18 protein-coding genes and 1 tRNA gene are annotated in these 17674 nt (G+C 65.3%); 13 read left to right on the forward strand and 6 right to left on the reverse strand.

Going from position 1 to position 17674, the window contains the following annotated elements:
• Positions 1 to 12 precede the first annotated feature (12 nt).
• Positions 13 to 816 (forward strand): HDOD domain-containing protein, encoded by an 804-nt coding sequence (locus RAM80_RS11695; RefSeq protein ID WP_416426628.1) that lies wholly within the window; start codon positions 13 to 15, stop codon positions 814 to 816.
• Here RAM80_RS11695 and RAM80_RS11700 read toward each other — a convergent pair.
• A complete protein-coding gene (locus RAM80_RS11700) occupies positions 813 to 2192 on the reverse strand; it encodes a sensor histidine kinase (RefSeq protein ID WP_416426630.1) in 1380 nt (459 codons plus the stop codon). The two genes, RAM80_RS11695 and RAM80_RS11700, sit on opposite strands and share 4 nt — an antisense overlap.
• Complete coding sequence (locus RAM80_RS11705) at positions 2185 to 2856, reverse strand: response regulator (protein ID WP_416426632.1); 672 nt, start codon at positions 2854 to 2856, stop codon at positions 2185 to 2187. The genes RAM80_RS11700 and RAM80_RS11705 overlap by 8 nt, the downstream gene beginning before the upstream one ends.
• Before the next feature lie 208 nt (positions 2857 to 3064).
• Here RAM80_RS11705 and RAM80_RS11710 point away from each other — a divergent pair, with 208 nt between their 5' ends.
• Genes RAM80_RS11710 through RAM80_RS11720 form a run of 3 tightly spaced genes read left to right on the forward strand, consistent with a single transcriptional unit; the run spans position 3065 to position 6061 of the window.
• Positions 3065 to 4045 carry a Bug family tripartite tricarboxylate transporter substrate binding protein gene (locus tag RAM80_RS11710; protein ID WP_416426634.1) on the forward strand — a complete coding sequence of 327 codons (981 nt, stop codon included), beginning with the start codon at positions 3065 to 3067 and terminating at the stop codon, positions 4043 to 4045.
• 53 nt (positions 4046 to 4098) lie between these two features.
• Positions 4099 to 4557, forward strand: a complete 459-nt coding sequence (locus RAM80_RS11715) for a tripartite tricarboxylate transporter TctB family protein (RefSeq protein ID WP_416426636.1) — start codon at positions 4099 to 4101, stop codon at positions 4555 to 4557.
• 1 nt (position 4558) lies between these two features.
• The gene (locus tag RAM80_RS11720) at positions 4559 to 6061 is read left to right on the forward strand and encodes a tripartite tricarboxylate transporter permease (RefSeq protein ID WP_416426638.1); all 1503 of its coding nucleotides are present in this window, start codon (positions 4559 to 4561) and stop codon (positions 6059 to 6061) included.
• 76 nt (positions 6062 to 6137) lie between these two features.
• On the opposite strand, the gene ung is transcribed toward RAM80_RS11720, so the two are convergent.
• Positions 6138 to 6830, reverse strand: a complete 693-nt coding sequence (gene ung, locus RAM80_RS11725; protein WP_416426640.1) for a uracil-DNA glycosylase — start codon at positions 6828 to 6830, stop codon at positions 6138 to 6140.
• Between the two features lie 146 nt (positions 6831 to 6976).
• Here ung and RAM80_RS11730 point away from each other — a divergent pair, with 146 nt between their 5' ends.
• The gene (locus RAM80_RS11730; RefSeq protein WP_416426642.1) at positions 6977 to 8089 is read left to right on the forward strand and encodes an enoyl-CoA hydratase/isomerase family protein; all 1113 of its coding nucleotides are present in this window, start codon (positions 6977 to 6979) and stop codon (positions 8087 to 8089) included.
• A gap of 112 nt (positions 8090 to 8201) precedes the next feature.
• Here the strand turns inward: RAM80_RS11730 and RAM80_RS11735 are convergent, their stop codons facing one another.
• The gene (locus RAM80_RS11735; protein WP_416426644.1) at positions 8202 to 8345 is read right to left on the reverse strand and encodes a hypothetical protein; all 144 of its coding nucleotides are present in this window, start codon (positions 8343 to 8345) and stop codon (positions 8202 to 8204) included.
• Between the two features lie 494 nt (positions 8346 to 8839).
• Between RAM80_RS11735 and RAM80_RS11740 the strand changes: the two genes are divergently transcribed.
• The 6 genes from RAM80_RS11740 to RAM80_RS11765 all read left to right on the forward strand — a co-directional run bounded on the left by RAM80_RS11740 (position 8840) and on the right by RAM80_RS11765 (position 13230).
• Entirely contained in the window at positions 8840 to 10327 is a 1488-nt protein-coding gene (locus RAM80_RS11740) for a diguanylate cyclase (protein ID WP_416426646.1), read from the forward strand.
• Positions 10320 to 10550 (forward strand): cysteine-rich CWC family protein, encoded by a 231-nt coding sequence (locus tag RAM80_RS11745; protein WP_416426648.1) that lies wholly within the window; start codon positions 10320 to 10322, stop codon positions 10548 to 10550. Before RAM80_RS11740 ends, RAM80_RS11745 begins: the two co-directional genes overlap by 8 nt.
• The gene (locus tag RAM80_RS11750; protein ID WP_416426650.1) at positions 10529 to 11221 is read left to right on the forward strand and encodes a pseudouridine synthase; all 693 of its coding nucleotides are present in this window, start codon (positions 10529 to 10531) and stop codon (positions 11219 to 11221) included. Before RAM80_RS11745 ends, RAM80_RS11750 begins: the two co-directional genes overlap by 22 nt.
• Before the next feature lie 333 nt (positions 11222 to 11554).
• Positions 11555 to 12439: an alpha/beta fold hydrolase gene (locus RAM80_RS11755; protein ID WP_416426652.1), complete on the forward strand. Its 885-nt coding sequence runs from the start codon at positions 11555 to 11557 to the stop codon at positions 12437 to 12439.
• A 155-nt stretch (positions 12440 to 12594) separates the two neighbouring features.
• Positions 12595 to 12668 (forward strand) — tRNA-Gly (locus RAM80_RS11760).
• 280 nt (positions 12669 to 12948) lie between these two features.
• Positions 12949 to 13230 (forward strand): type II toxin-antitoxin system prevent-host-death family antitoxin, encoded by a 282-nt coding sequence (locus RAM80_RS11765; RefSeq protein ID WP_416426654.1) that lies wholly within the window; start codon positions 12949 to 12951, stop codon positions 13228 to 13230.
• Between the two features lie 58 nt (positions 13231 to 13288).
• On the opposite strand, the gene RAM80_RS11770 is transcribed toward RAM80_RS11765, so the two are convergent.
• Entirely contained in the window at positions 13289 to 14497 is a 1209-nt protein-coding gene (locus RAM80_RS11770; RefSeq protein ID WP_416426656.1) for an MFS transporter, read from the reverse strand.
• A gap of 273 nt (positions 14498 to 14770) precedes the next feature.
• Here RAM80_RS11770 and RAM80_RS11775 point away from each other — a divergent pair, with 273 nt between their 5' ends.
• Positions 14771 to 14992, forward strand: coding sequence for a hypothetical protein (locus tag RAM80_RS11775; protein ID WP_416426657.1), 222 nt, complete (start codon positions 14771 to 14773; stop codon positions 14990 to 14992).
• Positions 14993 to 15434: 442 nt separating this feature from the next.
• On the opposite strand, the gene RAM80_RS11780 is transcribed toward RAM80_RS11775, so the two are convergent.
• Positions 15435 to 16523, reverse strand: coding sequence for a glycerophosphodiester phosphodiesterase (locus tag RAM80_RS11780; protein ID WP_416426659.1), 1089 nt, complete (start codon positions 16521 to 16523; stop codon positions 15435 to 15437).
• A 124-nt stretch (positions 16524 to 16647) separates the two neighbouring features.
• Between RAM80_RS11780 and RAM80_RS11785 the strand changes: the two genes are divergently transcribed.
• Positions 16648 to 17658 carry a DUF4917 family protein gene (locus RAM80_RS11785; RefSeq protein ID WP_416426661.1) on the forward strand — a complete coding sequence of 337 codons (1011 nt, stop codon included), beginning with the start codon at positions 16648 to 16650 and terminating at the stop codon, positions 17656 to 17658.
• The last annotated feature ends 16 nt before the right edge of the window (positions 17659 to 17674 follow it).

Here is a 17674-nt window from a genome sequence, read left to right on the forward strand (position 1 = left end):
CAGGAAGTCCCCATGAGCGAGCTGGCCGAGACAGTCCAAGAGCATTTGCTGACGGCCATCGCCAACGATGACCTGGTGCTGCCCACCCTGCCCGAAGTGGCCTTGCAGATTCGCGAGGCCGCCGAGGACGTCGATATCAGCATTCCTGCCCTGGGCAAGGTCATCGGTCGCGACCCGGCGTTGGCGGCGCGGCTGATCAAGGTGGTCAACAGCCCGATGCTGCGCGCCACCCAGGAAGTCACCGACCTGACCGGCGCCATCAACCGCCTGGGCATCAACTACAGCAGCAACCTGGCCATTGGCCTGGTGATCGAGCAGATCTTCAACGCCCGCGCACCCGTGGTGCAGGCCAAGCTGCATGAGGTGTGGAAGGCCAGCCTGGAAGTGGCCGGCATCAGCTACGAGCTTTGCCGCCGCTACACCCGGCTCAAGCCGGACCAGGCGGCGCTGGCCGGCCTGGTGCACCAGATCGGCGTGCTGCCGATTCTCACCTACGCCGAAGAGCACAATGAGCTGCTGGCCGACCCGGTGTGCCTGAACCACGTCATCGAGCGCATCCAGCCGGTGCTGGGCAGCAAGATCCTCGCCGAGTGGGAATTTTCCCAGGCGCTGGTGCAGGTGCCGGGCGAATACCTCGACCTCAACCGCCCCAGCGTTCAGCTGGACTACACGGGGCTGATCCAGATCGCCCGGCTGCTGCGCCAGCATGACGTCCATCGCCTGCCTGACCTGGCGGCCTACCAGCACCTGGGCGTGGGCGACGAAGTGCCGCTGGACAGGCTCGAGCTGGACGCAGCGATGGCGATGTTCCGCTAATCGGCGACAAAACTCACCCGCACCTTCAAGCCGGTCTGCGCGCCATCGTGCAGGCTGATCTGCGCCCGGTGGGCCTTGCAGATCTCGCCGACGATCGCCAGGCCCAACCCCGAGCCCTTGGCGCTGCGCCGGTAGAAACGCTCGAACACCTTCCCCCGCTCGCCCTCGGGAATACCCGGCCCGTCGTCTTCGACTTCCAGCACGGCCGGGGCGCTGACCCGCAAGATCACGTTGCCGCCCACCGGCGTGTGCGCCAGGGCATTATCCAGCAGGTTGCTGAGCAGCTCGTTGAGCAGCGTCGGCTCGCCGCGCAGCCACACCGGCTGCTCGGCCTCCAGCGCCAGGGCCACGCCACGGGCATGGGCCAGGGGCGCCATGGCCATGCCCAGTTCGCGGGCCACTTGGCTCAGGTCCAAGCGCTGGGCGCCGCCCTCGGCGATGGCGCGGGCACCGTTCTCCACCCGCGCCATGGACAGCAGCTGGTTGGCCAGGTGGGTCAGGCGGTCGGCGTCCTGGCCGGCGGCGTCCAGGGTCTGGCGCCACACCTCGCCCTGCTCGGCCCGCTGGCCCAGGGCAATGCGCGCCTTCAGCGCTGCCAGCGGCGTGCGCAGCTCGTGGGCGGCGTCGGCGATAAACTGCGCCTGGCGCTCGAACTGCCCGCGCAGGCGTTCGGTGAAGTGGTTGAGCGAGGCCACCAGCGGCACCAGTTCGCGCTGCACGCTGACCTCTGGCAGCGGCCGCAGGTCATCAGGCTGGCGTGCTTCAACCTCGGCGCGCAAGCGTTCCAGCGGGCGTAGCGCGGCGCTGACCGCGTACCACACCAGCATCAGCGCGCCCAGCCCCAGCATGCCCAGGCGCAGCAGCGTGTCGGCCATCAGCCCGCGGGCCATGCGGATGCGCGCCTCCTCGGTCTCGGCCACGCGAATCTCGGCCATACCGTTCATTTCCGGCTCGCTGACCGCCTTGAGCAGGCTGACCACGCGCACGTCCTGGCCCAGGTAGCGGCCGTTGTAGAAACGCGCCAGCGCCGGGTAGTCGTCGGTGCGCGGCGTGCCCGGCGGCGGTGCCGGCAGGTTTTCGTAGCCCGAGATCAGCTGCTGGTGAATGTCGTTGACCTGGTAGTAGATGCGCCCGGCGCTGTCGTAGGCGAAGGTGTCCAGCGCCACGTAGGGCACGTCGGCGCTCAGGCTGCCGTCCCGCTGGGACAGGCCGGCAGCGATGGTCCGCGCCGACGCCAGCAGGGTGCGGTCGTAGGCGGTGTCGGCGGCCTCGCGGCCGTTCCAGTAGGCGCTCAGGCCGCTGGCCAGCATCAGCACCACCAGCAGCAACGCCAGGTTCCACAGCAGGCGCCCGCGCAGGCTGTCGAGCTTACGCATCGCGACCTTCGAGCAAGTAGCCCAGGCCGCGGAAGGTGACGATGGCCACGGCCTGGCCATCGAGTTTCTTGCGCAGGCGGTGCACGTAGATCTCGATGGCGTCGGCGCTGGCCTCCTCGTCCAGGCCGAACACCTGGGCCGCCAGCTGTTCCTTGCTCATCACCCGCCCCGGCCGGGCGATCAGGGCTTCGAGCACGGCCTGCTCGCGAGAGGTCAGGGTCAGCAACTCATCGCCGAGGGTGAAGCGCCGGGTCTCCAGGTCGTACACCAGCGCGCCGCAGCGCTGCTGGCGCTCGCCACCCAGCACGCTGCGGCGCAACAGCGCCTTGACCCGCGCCTCCAGCTCGCTGAGCTCAAAGGGCTTGGCCAGGTAGTCGTCGGCGCCCAGGTTGAGGCCGTGGACGCGGTCCTTGACGTCGCTGCGCGCGGTCAGCATCAGCACCGGCAGGTGCTTGCCACGCCCGCGCAGGCGCGCCAGCACCTCGAAACCGTCCATGCGCGGCAGGCCGACGTCGAGCACGGCCAGGGCGTACTCCTCGCTGCCCAGCGCCAGGTCGGCGGCCACGCCGTCGTGCAGCACATCCACCGTCAGGCCGGTATGCTTGAGCGCCTGGGCCACGCTTTCAGCCAGCGGCAAGTGGTCTTCGGCAAGTAGGACGCGCATGGTCAGGTATCTCTTGTTGTAGGTATCGACGCGGCAGTGTACGCCCCGATCCACGGCTGTGAAGGGCTGCGAAGGGCAATTTTCGGCTGAAAGGTTGGCGAAAGGTTGAGCCCCTAGGATCGAGCCACGACAGGTCCGCCATGGGCCTGCCGCGCAAGACGCCACGATGCGTTTTCGCCATAACAAGAACAAGAACTGGAGACATCACATGAGCCCTACCCTGCGCCAGCTGGCCTTGGCGGCCAGCTGCCTGTTGCTGGCCAACACGGCGTTCGCCGCCGAACCCAAGCGCCCCGAATGCATTGCCCCGGCCTCCCCCGGCGGCGGTTTCGACCTGACCTGCAAGCTGGTGCAAAGCGCCCTGGTCAACGAGAAAATCCTCACCAAACCCATGCGCGTCACCTACATGCCTGGCGGCGTGGGCGCCGTGGCCTATAACGCCGTGGTCGCCCAGCGCCCGGCCGATGGCGGCTCGCTGGTGGCCTGGTCCAGCGGTTCGCTGCTGAACCTGGCCCAGGGCAAGTTCGGTCGTTTTGACGAACACGCAGTGCGCTGGCTGGCGGCGGTGGGCACCAGCTACGGCGCCATCGCGGTGAAGAGCGATTCGCCCTATAAGAACCTCGACGACCTGGTGCAGGCGCTGAAAAAAGAGCCCGGCAAGGTAGTGATCGGTGCCAGCGGCACGGTCGGCAGCCAGGACTGGATGCAGACTGCACTGATTGCCAAGGCCGCCGGCATCAACCCGCGCCAGCTGCGCTACGTGGCCCTGGAAGGCGGCGGTGAAATCGCCACCGCGTTGCTGGGCGGGCACATTCAGGTGGGCAGTACGGACATTTCCGACTCCATGCCGCACATCCAGAGCGGCGACATGCGCATGCTGGCGGTGTTTGCCGACAAGCGCATCGACGAGCCGGGCATGAAAGACATCCCCACCGCCCGCGAGCAGGGCTACGACATCGTCTGGCCGGTGGTGCGCGGCTTCTACCTGGGGCCAAAGGTCAGCGATGCCGAATACGACTGGTGGAAAACAGCGTTCGACCAGATGCTGGCGTCCGACGACTTCGCCACGTTGCGCACCCAGCGCGCGCTGTTCCCCTTCGCCATGACCGGCGCCGAGCTGGACGGTTACGTGAAGAAACAGGTAACCGAGTACAAGGCCCTGGCCCAGGAATTCGGCCTGGTGCAGTGACCTGCGGCCTGCCTCGTCCCGAGGCAGCCCCCTCTCGCCAAGGAGTTTCGACCATGGCCCTGCAACGACTGTTTGCCATTGCCCTGCTGCTGGCCTGCGCCGTGCTGGCGGTGATGGCCTGGCCCTACCAGGCCGCTTTTTCCTACGAACCCGTGGGCCCGCGCGCCTACCCACTGCTGATGCTGGGCCTGATGGCCGCAGCCCTGCTGTACATGGCCGTGCGCCCCAGCGCCATCATCCACAGCGACGAGGCACCGCCACTGGACCGCGCCACCCTGGGCAAGATTGGCGCCTGCGTGGTGCTGTTGCTGGTGTTCGCCGGCACCTTCGAACCCCTGGGTTTCATTCTTGCCAGCGTGCTGACCGGCATCCCCATGGCCCGCCTGTACGGCGGCCGCTGGCTGCCCAGCGCGGTGGTGGTGAGCCTGATGAGCGTTGCCCTGTACCTGCTGTTCGACAAGGCCATGGACGTACCCCTGCCCCTGGGCCTGCTCGACGTACTGGAGAACTGATATGGATACCTTCAGCTACCTGGGCCAGGGTTTCGGCGTGGCCCTGAGCCCCTACAACCTGGTCACTGCCCTGTGCGGCACGCTGATCGGCACCGTGGTCGGCCTGCTGCCGGGCCTGGGGCCGATCAACGGCGTGGCGCTGCTGATCCCGATTGCCTTCGCCCTGGGCTTGCCACCCGAGTCGGCGCTGATCCTGCTGGCAGCGGTGTACCTGGGTTGCGAGTATGGCGGGCGCATCAGCTCGATCCTGCTCAACATCCCCGGCGAAGCCTCGACGGTGATGACCACCCTCGACGGCTACCCCATGGCCCGCCAGGGCCTGGCCGGGGTGGCGCTGTCGCTGTCGGCCTGGAGTTCGTTCATCGGCGCCTTCATCGCCACCTGCGGCATGGTGCTGTTCGCGCCGCTGCTGGCGCAATGGGCCATTGCCTTCGGGCCCGCCGAATACTTCGTGCTGATGGTGTTCGCCATCGTCTGCCTGGGCGGCATGGCCGGCGACCGGCCGTTGAAGACCTTCATTGCCGCGCTGATCGGCCTGTTCCTGGCCTGCGTGGGCATCGACGCCAACAGCGGCGTGTACCGTTTCACCGGCGACAACGTGCACCTGGCCGACGGCATCCAGTTCGTGGTGCTGGTGCTGGGGCTGTTCTCGGTCAGCGAGATTCTGCTGTTGCTGGAGAAGACCCACCGTGGCCAGGAAGCCGTGAAGGCCACCGGGCGCATGATGTTCAACGTCAAGGAAGCGGCCTCGGTGTTCGTGGTGAACATTCGCTGCGGCCTGCTGGGCTTCGTGATGGGCGTGCTGCCCGGTGCCGGTGCCACCCTGGCCAGCGCCGTGGCCTACATGACCGAGAAGCGCATGGCCGGCGCCAGCGGCACCTTCGGCCAGGGCGACAAGCGCGGCCTGGCGGCGCCGGAAACCGCCATCGGCGCCTCGGCCTGTGGCGCCCTGGTGCCGATGCTGACCCTGGGCGTGCCCGGCTCGGGCACCACGGCGGTGATGATCGGCGCCCTGTCGCTGTACAACATCACCCCCGGGCCGCTGTTGTTCCAGCAGCAGCCGGACATCGTCTGGGGGCTGATTGCCTCGCTGTTCATCGCCAACATCATGCTGGTGATCCTCAACATCCCGATGATCCGAATTTTCACGCGCATCCTCTCGGTGCCCAACTGGGCACTGGTGCCGGTCATCGCGATCATCACCGGCATCGGCGTGTACGCGGTGCATGCCACCACCTTCGACCTGTTCCTGATGGTGGGCATCGGTATCTTCGGCTACATCCTGCGCAAGCTGGACTTCCCGCTGTCGCCGGTGCTGCTGGGGTTCATCCTGGGCGGGCTGATGGAGCAGAACCTGCGGCGCGCGCTGTCGATCTCGGACGGGGCGCTGAATATCCTGTGGTCCAGCCCGATCACCGCGGGGGTGTGGGTGCTGACGGCGCTGATGCTGCTGTTGCCGTTGCTGCGCTTGTGGCGCAAGCGCGCGGTGTCGGCTGTTGCCTAGACCGCGTTGCCCGCATCGCGGCCAAGGCCGGCTCCTACACTGTCCGTGGTAGGAGCCGGCCTTGGCCGCGATGGCATCACACGGGCGGCAACTGCCAGTCGATCGGCGCCAGGCCGCTCTGCTGCAGGAACTTGTTGGTACGGCTGAAATGCCCATTGCCGATAAAACCGCGGTAGGCCGACAGCGGCGAGGGGTGCACCGAGGTCAGCACCAGGTGCTTGCTGCTGTCGATCAGCTTCTGCTTGCTCTGGGCATGGGCGCCCCACAGCAGGAACACCACGCTCGACTGCTGGTCGCTGACGGTCTGGATGATGCGGTCGGTGAACGACTCCCAGCCCTTCTTCGCATGGGACGCGGCGTTGGCGCGCTCCACGGTCATGGTGGTGTTGAGCAGCAGCACGCCCTGCTCGGCCCAGTGCTGCAGGCAGCCATGGGGCGCGATGTCGATGTTCAGGTCGCGCTTCAATTCCTTGTAGATGTTCACCAGCGACGGCGGCGTGGCAATGCCCGGCTGCACCGAGAAGCACAGGCCGTGGGCCTGGCCCGGGCCGTGGTACGGGTCCTGGCCGAGGATGACCACCTTCACCTGCGGCAGCGGCGTCAGGTTCAGCGCGTTGAAGATCAGCGGGCCGGGTGGGTAGATTTCCTTGCCGGCGGCGTGTTCCTGGCGCAGGAACTCACGCAGCTGGTTCATGTACGGCTGGTCGAATTCGTCACGCAGGGCGTGTTTCCAGCTGGGTTCGAGTTTGATGCGGTCGTCGGTGGTCATGGGCATAGCCTGGCAAACAATGGGGCGGACACTAGGAAAGCCGCCCCTGATTGTCAATCAATGTAACCGGAGACTGACGCCGTGCCGACGGCGGGCCATACTGCTGAATTGGACACTGCCCCATTCGCGTCACTCAAGAGGTCAGGATGAATCTGCAATTCGAAGAGCTTGTCGGCGTCGACGGCGCACGCCTTGGCGTGGCTACCCTGGACGCTGAAAAATCCCTCAACGCGTTGTCGCTGCCCATGGTCGAGGCCCTCAACGACCAGCTGGAACGCTGGGAAAAGGACGATCAGATTGTCTGCGTGCTGCTGCGCGGCAACGGTGCCAAGGCCTTCTGCGCCGGCGGCGACGTGCGCAGCCTGGTGCAGGCGTGCCGCGCCCACCCCGGCGAGGTGCCGCCGCTGGCTGCGCACTTCTTCGCCGGCGAATACCGCCTGGACTACCGCTTGCACACCTTCCCCAAGCCGCTGATCTGCTGGGGCCACGGCTACGTGCTGGGCGGTGGCCTGGGCCTGCTGCAGGGCGCCAATATCCGCATCGTCACCCCCAGCAGCCGCCTGGCCATGCCGGAGATCAGCATCGGCCTGTACCCGGACGTGGGCGCCAGCTGGTTCCTGTCGCGGCTGCCCGGCAAGCTGGGGCTGTTCCTGGGCCTCACCGGCTCGCACATCAACGGCCGCGACGCCCTCGACCTGGATTTGGCCGACCGCTTCCTGCGCGACGACCAACAACCGGCGCTGATCGAGGGGCTGTTGCAGCTCAACTGGCAGGAACAGACCGCCGTGCAGCTCAACAGCCTGCTCAAGGCGCTGCAGCAGGAAGCGCTGGGCGAGTTGCCCGAAGCCCAGTGGCTGCCGCGGCGCACGCGCATCGACAGCCTGTTGGACACAAGCGACGTGGCCGCCGCCTGGCGCGCGCTGGTGCACCAGCGCCACAGCGACGACGTGCTGCTGGCGAAGGCTGCGCACACCCTTGAAGAAGGCTGCCCGTTGACCGCACACCTGGTGTGGGAGCAGATCCAGCGGGCGCGCTACCTGTCCCTGGCCCAGGTGTTCCAGATGGAGTACACCCTGAGCCTGAACTGCTGCCGCCACCCCGAGTTCAGCGAGGGCGTGCGTGCGCGGCTGATCGACAAGGACCAGAAGCCGCGTTGGCACTGGCCTGACGTCGCCAGCATCCCGCAAGCGGTGGTGGACGCGCATTTCAGCAAGGCGTGGGAAGGCCGGCATCCGCTGGCAGATTTGTCTGATTACTGAACTTCAGCGGCAGCTACACCACACCGTAGCCGCTGCCGTAGGCTGCGCTGGCCATCAGGGCCGCTGAAGATCTCCAGCGGTTGTATGGGCCAGCGCAGCCTGGCGGCAGCGGCTACAGTGTTTCGCGCCCTTCCAGTGCGCCATTAGCGCCGCCCAGGCCCACCAAACCCGCCGTGGTCACCATGGTCACCATGCCCTTGCCAGTTGCCCCGGCCAGGGCCGCGGCCTGGTGGTGGGCCAGGGGGGCGATGCCCACCCCAGCCCGGGCCACCCCAACCACCCGGGCGGTAGCCGGGGCCAGGCGGTGGACGATAATAGTGCGGGGGCGGTGCGTAATAACGCGGCGAACGCACGTAGTAACCGGAGTTGTAGTACGTCGACCCGTAGGGGTAGTAGCCGTAGGGATAGGCACCGCCGGCATACACGTCGGTGCGGTAATAGGCTGGCCCCTCGTAAGGTGCACAGGCAGTGGTCAGCAGACCCAGCAACACTAGCAGCAGAAGTCTCGTTTTCATGGCGGCCTCCCGGACCGCTGGACAGCTCGAACCAGCGACGCTGGTCGGCGCCGAGCAAAATATAGCGATCGGCATAGATTAAGACAGGCGAAACCCGACTCAGTGCCATCACGGAAATAATTTGCTACAACATCGAAACACTCCCAATTGCCGTCTCGTACTTTAGGCCAGCATTTCCCGCACGGCCTCGCTTTCCCCTAGAATGCCGCACCGGTCTACAGCCAATGGATTTGCTATGCCGCCCCGCCTTGCCTCGCTGTCCCAGCGCTCGTTGATCCTGACCCTGGTGGTGCTGCTTGCCAGCGGCTTCGTGCTGACCTCGCTGTTGAGTTACTACGCCTCGCGCAGCTCGATCCGCGACAACATCGTCAACACCGAGCTGCCCCTGACCAGCGACACGGTGTACTCGGAAATCCAGAAAGACCTGGTGCGCCCGGTACTGATCTCCTCGATGATGTCGCGCGACACCTTCATGCGCGACTGGGTGCTGGCCGGCGAGCGCGACCCGCAGCAGATGACCCGCTACCTGCAGGAGGTGATGACGCACTACGGCGCCTACACCGCCTTCTTCGTCTCCAACGCCAGCCTCACCTACTACCAGGCCAAGGGCGTGCTGAAGAAGGTGCAGCCCCATGAACCTCGCGACGCCTGGTACTTCCGCGTGCGCGACATGGCCACGCCCTACGAGATCAACGTCGACGTCGACATGGCCAACCACGACGCGCTGACCATCTTCATCAACTACAAGGTGTTCGACTACCAGGACCGCTTCATCGGGGCGGCCGGCGTGGGCCTGCAGGTGAACGCCGTGGTCAAGCTGATCGAGGATTACGAGCAGCGCTACCAGCGCCGGGTGTACTTCGTCGACCGCCAGGGCCAGGTGGTGCTCACCGGCACCCACGGCGGCCCCCAGGGCGCCCGCAGCGGCCAGGCTTTGGGCGCCGTGCCAGGGCTGGAGCAGCTGCTGGCGCAGATGCCCCTGCCCAGCAGCGGCAACCACGAATACCTGGCCGACGGCGCCCGGCACTTCCTCAACGTGCGCTTCATTCCCGAGCTGGACTGGTACCTGTTCGTCGACAAGCGCGAGGACAACGCCCTGGGCGATATCCGCCAGTCGCTGTACCTGAACCTGATGATCTGCCTGCTGGTGACCGCCCTGGTGCTGGCCCTGCTCAAGCGCGTGATCGGCCGCTACCAGCAGCGCCTGGAGCTGCTGGCCACCTGCGACACCCTGACTGGCCTGCCCAACCGCCGCGGCTTCGACCTGCTGGCCACCCAGGCCATCAGCGAGGCCATGCGCGACACCCAGCCACTGGCGGCGCTGCTGCTGGACCTGGACCACTTCAAGCAACTCAACGACAGCCACGGCCACCTGGCCGGCGACGAAGTGCTCAAGGGCTTCGCCCAGGTGCTGCGCGCCAGCCTGCGCCATTCCGACATCCTCTGCCGCTGGGGCGGCGAGGAGTTCATCGTGCTGCTGCGCGCCACCCCGGGCGCCGATGCCCTGCAGATCGCCGAGAAGATTCGTCGGCACACCGAGGAATACGCCTTCCCCTATGGCGACAAATCGCTGAAAATCACCACCAGCGTCGGCGTGACCGGGCTGCAGCTGGACGACACCTTGCACACCCTGCTCAACTGCGCCGACCATGCGCTCTATCGCGCCAAACAGAGCGGACGCAATTGCGTGCGCAGCGAGTTGCCCCAATCCTGTCATGAATGATGTCAGCCTGTGCCCGGCCTGTGGCGCCCCCAACGCCTGCAGCCTGGCCGACCCGCGCACCGCCACCCAGTCCTGCTGGTGCTATGGCGTGAGCATCGACCCCAGCGTACTCGCCGCCCTGCCCGCGGCCCTGCGCGACAAGGCCTGCCTGTGCCCGCGTTGCGCCCAGGTGCTGGACCAACTGCCGCCCCAAGGGCCTGCATGCGCCTCGACCGCTTCCTGAGCAACCTGCCGCAGCTCAACCGCAAGCAGGTACGCCTGCTGCTGGTGGAACGGCGCGTGCGCGTCGATGGCGTGGCCACGGGCGACCCGCATCATGAGGTGCGCGAGTTCAGCCAGGTGACGCTCGACGACCAGGTGCTGCAAGCCGGGCGCCCGGCGCGTTACTTCATGCTGCACAAGCCCATGGGCTGCGTCAGCGCCACGGTCGACCCGCAGCACCCCACGGTGCTCGACCTGCTGCATGAGCCGGACAAGCACGACCTGCACCTGGCCGGCCGCCTCGACTACAACACCTCGGGGCTGATGCTGATCACCAACGACGGCCAGTGGTCCCGCCGCCTGACCCAGCCGCAGACGAAACTGGGCAAGGTGTACTACGTTGAAACCGAGCAACTCATCGACGCGCAGTACATCGAGACCTTCGCCCGCGGAATTTATTTTGCCTTCGAAGACCTGACCACCCAGCCGGCCAAATTGGAGCTGTTGGGGCCGCGCAGTGCCCGCCTGACCATCGTCGAGGGACGGTACCACCAGGTGAAGCGAATGTTCGGTCACTTTCAAAACAAGGTGTTACGGCTACATCGTGAGCAAATGGGTCCGCTAACCCTTGATCCAGAGCTGTCGCCGGGCCAGTACCGGGCGCTGCGCGCTGAAGAGATTCAGCAAATCTAGGCGTCTTACCGCCGGGCAGAAACCTCACTGACATTGTGCCAACGGTACTTGCGCAGACGTCATCGGCCTGCTTGAATCCAATCGTCGGTCCACATGTGACTCGGCAGTCACCACCATATTCTAAGAAACCTTTTTGCTGGCAACCGGCCGCTTCCATCGGGCCGCGAACTAGCAGATCGCCCGCTTATAACAATACCCGTCGACCAGATTGTACGGATCGACATGGGCAAAAAATTCCCAGGCAATTGCCTACCTGTCACAAATTGCGTGCAGAGTCTTGCGTGCAGAGTCGCTTGCGCGAGTACCCGTTTCTTTTGCCAGGAGTCTTACGACATGAGGCCAGAAATCGCTGTGCTGGATATACAGGGTCAGTATCGGGTTTACACGGAGTTCTATCGCGCGGATGCCGCTGAAAAGACCATCATCTTGGTCAATGGGTCACTGGCCACTACCGCGTCATTTGCCCAGACAGTGCGCAATCTGCATCCTCAGTTCAACGTAGTGCTGTACGACCAGCCCTACGCCGGTAAATCCAAGCCCCACAACGTGCACCACCGTGCACTGACAAAGGAAGAGGAAGGCCAGATCCTGGTGGAGCTGATCGACCACTTCAACGCTGAACACGTGATGTCCTTCTCCTGGGGCGGCGCCTGCGCGCTGCTGGCCTTGGCCCACCAGCCAAAGCGCATCGAGAAGGCCGTGATCAGCTCGTTCTCGCCGGTGCTCAATGCCTCGATGCGCGACTACCTGGAACGCGGCGTCCATTACCTGGGCCGTTGCGACCGCCACAAGGTCGGGCACCTGGTCAACGACACCATCGGCAAGCACCTGCCGTCGTTGTTCAAGCGCTTCAACTACCGGCACGTCAGCAGCCTGGACGACCATGAGTACGCGCAGATGCATTTCCACATCAGCGAAGTACTGCAACACGACCTGGGCAACGCCTTGCACGCCGCGGCGAAGATCAACGTGCCGGTGCTGTTCATGAACGGTGAATGGGACGAATACACCACTGCCCACGAGGCACGGCATTTCGCCCAGCACGTGGCGCGGACCGAGTTTGCCACCATCCAGAGCACCGGGCACTTCCTTGACATGGAACACAAGGCAGCCTGCCGCGACACCCGCCTGGCCCTGATGGACTTCCTCAAGCCCAACCCGCAGGAAAACCGTGTTCGCTACCGCCCGTTCGACGGTCACCATGCGCTGGCCATCTGAACGCCTGGCCAGCCGACCGCTGTGCTTGCTGCTCGACGCCCGATAACCTGGCAAAGAAGCGTGGCAACCACGGCGGCCGGCCGGCAAATTCCGCCTCGGGCGGATAAAAGGCTTCAATTGACCGGCGAGTTCTGGTAAAAAGTGAACCGCGTTCAGCGGGTGTCGTATAATGGCATTACTCCAGCTTCCCAAGCTGATAACGAGGGTTCGATTCCCTTCACCCGCTCCAGCATTCTCCACGGTTCGCTGCTCGTCCCGAGCCAGTGAAACCGTTCAAGGCAAGCGTCAGCCCTGCTGCTGATGCAGCCTGATATTCCCCCCCAGATATTAAAACACCCGTAGCCGCTGCCTTCAGGCTGCGCTGGCGTTCGTGCGCGCTGAAGATTTACAGTCGACCTTCAACGCCCGAGGGCGTTACGCATTGTATCGGGCATGATGACCCGCAATATTTAGCCTACACCTGACCACCTCAATCCAATCTCCTGCATGACAAGCCCGAGGATCAATCCATGAGCGCACTTCTCGACCGAGCCGATCAAGCAGTCTCCGCCACCACCATGGCCCGCACCTTCGGCGCACGGTTAAAAGAAGTTACCAATGGAGACGTACCCCACGTGGTGGTCGTCAAGGACAATGAGCCGGCGGCAGTGCTGATCGGCGTGAACGCCTACCAGGCCATGCAGGACGAAATCGACGACCTGCGCGCTGAGCTGCTGGCCATCGAGCGGCTGCACAGCCTTGATGAAAACGAAACCGTGAGCCTCGAAGACATGGCTGCTCTGTTTAACTAAGCGGGTACCAGCGAATTTAAGTGTCCGGTTGCATCCCAGAGTGCAGGATGAGGTCAAATCACCGGTCCATTGCCCGCTCCACCACCCAAGCCAACGGCACCGTCAGCAACAACATCGCCGCCAACGTCATCACCGCCGCCGGTATCCCGGTCGCGTCCCCCAACCGCCCGAACAGCACCGGCGCCAGCGCGCCCGCGCCGATGGTGCCGGTGTAGAACAGCGCAAAGGCCTGTTCGCGCTTGCCGGCACCGGCCAGCTCAGGCACGGCGCCGTACAGCACCGATGAAGTCCCGTTGAGCGCCAGCCCCAGCAACGGCAGCAGCGCCATCAGGGCGAACTGCGGCAGGAACACCGCGAGCACGATCAGCACCGCGGTAGTGGTCTCGGTGAGCCACACGGTCTTCATCATGCCGATGCGCGCGCCCAGGTAGCCGCACAGCAGCTTGCCGAAGGCACCACCGATGAACAGCAGCATCAGCGCCAGGCCGATGCCGGCGCTACCCGCGCCCTTGCCTTGCAGCAGGAACGGCAGGAAGGTCAGGAAGCCCATGCGCACGGCGCTGTCGAGGGTGCCGGTCGCCAGCAACGCGCGCAGGCCGGTCACCGAACCTTCGCCAGCAGCCGCCTTCGGGTTTTTTCCGGCGTGGAGCGCAGCCACCGCTTGCGAGGGAATCAGCCACCACAGCAGCACGGCGGCACTGATACCCAGCAGGCCGATGAGGGTAGCGCTGGCGCGCCAGCTGATCACCGTCAGCAGCAGCCCTACCAGGCCGGGGATCAGGGTCTTGCCGATATCGCCGGCAAAGTTGTACTGCGACAGCGCCTGCTTCACGCCCCCGCCCGCTTCATGGCTGTCGGTCACCAGCGATGACGCCAGCGGGTGCTGGGCGCTGGCTCCCAGCCCACCGAGCATCAGCGCAACCAGCAACACCCCCAGGCCACCGGCCTGGCCAACCAGCAGGTACGCCAGCCCGGCCAACGCCGTGCCGCCCACCAGCAACCGCTCCCGGCCCCAACGCCGGGCCGCGCGGCTGGCCAGCAGTTGCAACCCGGCGATGGTCCCCGAGTACGCGCCGCGCAAGAGCCCCACCTGGGCCAGGCTCAAGCCAAATTGCCCCTGCCAGATGGGCAGCAGCACATAAATGAGATCGGTGAGACCGTCGTGCACGGCATGAGCGCCGCACGCGGCGAACAGCGAACGCCGGCGCAGGGTTTGATCAGTACCAATGGGGGAAGCGGCGGCAAGGGGATCGTTGAGTGCAGTCATTGTTGGTCTTGGCGCTGGAGGATTGGTCGAGGGCTACGCATCTTTATAAGCCAATCCCAAATCTGCGCACAAATACCCGTTCCATCTAGCCGACTTTCACTGGAGATCGGTGAAAAAACGTCCCTAGCGCCGCCTGCGGCAACAGCTACACTGCCATCAATGCAAAAAAATTGTCGGCAATGGATCCACCCACACATTAACAGAACGATTACACACGCCGCAGGTCGTACCGATAATGACCCCCAAGCTGCCCTATGGAACAAGGAGCTCGGCATGACGGACCAGCTGCTGCAACCCGTGCTGTTGGACAAGCTGTATGAAAACCAGTTGGCGATCGCCGCCGCAGTAGAGGAACTGGCCCTGTGGGTCGAGGTGCGCTGGGAGGCGGAAGATATCGCCGAGAACGTGCGCAGCGCCCTGGAAACCCTGGACCGCAACGCCGACTACATCAACCGCACCATCGCCACGTTGCGCAAGGACCGCCAGGATTTGTAGGCGCTGCCAGGCGGCGCTGGCCTCTGCAGCTCACTCATTCGCGGAGCGTTCCGTTGGCCAGCCACAGCGGCGACTTCTCGAAACTACAGGAATGACAACTCCGTTCTGCGGGGCGGTGAACTCTGGGGGCAATGTTTTTTTAGGTGGCGGGGTTGTCAGCGCGAGATCAGAAAAGTATTGCCCTCTCCGGCGCTTTATACCGGACACAGCGCGCGCCCGTAGCAGCGGCCGCAGGCCGCGTCCCGGCGCAACACAGGCCCGCCGCCGGACGCAGCCTTCGGCAGCTGCTACGCGAATGCGGAGACCCCATAGACCGCGTCGCCTGCATCGCGGCCAAGGCCGGCTCCTACCACGCATGTCGTAGGAGCCGACTTTAGTCGCGATGCAGACGACGCCATTTCAAGACAGTTGCTGCTGCGTGCGATCGCTGGGTCAGGGTGAATCAGTAGCCGTTCGCCTGGAGGATCTCTGGCACGCTGCGGCTTGCGGGGCGGTGGTAGAACTTGAGCAACTCGCTGCTGCGGTTGGTGAAGATGCCATCCACGCCCGCGGCCATGACTTTCTGGTAATCCACCGGGTCATCCACGGTGTACACGTGCACCAGCATGCCCTTGGCGTGGGTGAGCTGGTTCATCCAGGGTTGCACCAGGTCCATGTAGCTCTGGTCGCCGCCCTGGGTCAGGGCCGCCGAGGGGCCGGTGCCGACTGCGCCGTTGGCCTTGGCGAAGTCCAGCCACTGTTCGAAGGCCGCGTGGTCGCGGGGTTGCTGGCGGGCGTAGTAGGCGGCCTTGGTTTCGCCGCTGGCGGGGTTGTAGGCCGCTGGCGAGGCGGGGTCGATGCTGCCCTCGCCTATCCATAGCAGCAACACTTTCGGCACCTTGGGCATGAACTGGTTGAGCAGGGTCAGGCTGCCTTTCTCGAAGGTCTGCAGCACCAGCCGGTGGCCCGGCGCCACCTCGCCGGCAGCGGTCAGCCAGCCGCGCTGGATCAGTTTGGCGGTGAGTTCCTTTTCGATGCCGGGGAACAGCAGCGGCGCCTTGGTCTCGATGTACAGCCCCGGGCGGCGGGCCGGGTCCTGGTCGGCCAGGTCGATGATCTCATCCAGGGTCAGGATTTTCAGGCCCGCGTAGGCCGGGCGGGCGCGATCGGGATAGGCCTTGTTGTACCAGCTGCCGGCATCCAGGGTTTTCAGCTGCGCCAGGGTGAACTGGTTGACGGGCTGGTCTTTCTGCTCGGGGAATTTCGTCGCGATGTCGGTGGTGCGCCCCAGGTTGGTGTCATGCAGGGCAATCAACTGGCCGTCGCGGGTGCGTTGCAGGTCCATTTCCAGGTAGTCGGCACCCAGCTCGCGAGCCAGCAGGTAGGAGGCGCGAGTGGACTCCGGCGCGTCATAGGAAGCGCCGCGATGGGCGATCACGGCCGGCCAGGGGATACCGGCAGCCCTGGCCAGTGCCTCGCCCGTGGGCACTTGGGCCTGGGCCACGGCAGCGGCGGTCATGAGTAAAGCGGTGGTCAACCAACGTAACGACATGGGTGCTTCCTGCAAGGGCAAAAGAGACCAGCATAGTCGGCGACGAACATGACAAGACGGTTTCCCCGCCCGCACCCCATGGTACAGTCGCGCCCTGTAACCGATCCCGAGCAAGACGCACGCCATGGAACTCGACGCTTTCGACGCCAGCCTGGGCCAATGGCCTCATCTGCCCTTTCACTGCACCGGCCTGTTGCTGGGCAACGGCGCCAGCCGTGCCCTGTGGCGCAACTTTGCCTACGACTCGCTGTTCGAGCGCGCGCAGAAAGTGCGCAACAAGCCCCTGGGGCAGACCGACCTGGCGCTGTTCAAATCCATGGGCACCGAGAATTTCGAGCAGGTGCTCAGCGCCCTCAACACCACGGTACGGGTCAACGCCGCGCTGGCCATCAGTGCCTCGGCACCGCTGAACCGCTACTACGCGATCAAGGAAGCGCTGATCCACGCCATGCGCAGCGCCCACATCCCGTTCCGTCTGCTACCGGGCGAACACTTGCAGGCGATGGCCCGCCACCTGCGTGAATACACCACGGTGTACTCGAGCAACTACGACCTGCTGGTGACCTGGGCCGTGGAACAGGCGCCCGAGGGCTTCGACGAGCTGTTCGACGTGGACCTGGGCTTTGACGTGCGCCGCGTGCGCAGCGACGCCACCCGTGTGCTGCACCTGCACGGCGGCCTGCACCTGATTCGCCAGGTGGACGGCACCACGCGCAAGCGCAACGCGGTGGGCAGCGCCCTGCTGGACGGCTTCGCCATCAACCAGCCTGGCGAGGTGCCGCTGTTCGTCAACGAAGGCCGTCGCGAAGACAAGCTGCGCGCCATTCGTCAGTCCGACTACCTGAGCTGGTGCCACGCGCAACTGGCCCAGCACCAGGGCCCGTTGTGCCTGTTCGGCCACAGCCTGGGCGAGCAGGACCGCTACCTGCTGGAGGCCATCGAACAGGCCGGCGTGCAGCAGCTGGCGGTGTCGATCTTCCCGCTGAGCGATGCCTGGATTCTCAGCCAGAAACACTACTTCACCACCCTGTTCGCCGGCCGCGAGGTGCAGTTCTTCGACGCCACTAGCCACCCGCTGGGCGCGCCGTCGCTGAACGTGCCAGTGCCAAAGCCTGCGGTGAAGCGCAAGCGCTAGGCTGGTGTAGCAGCGG

The organism is Pseudomonas sp. App30 (assembly GCF_047947025.1).
Lineage (GTDB): Bacteria > Pseudomonadota > Gammaproteobacteria > Pseudomonadales > Pseudomonadaceae > Aquipseudomonas.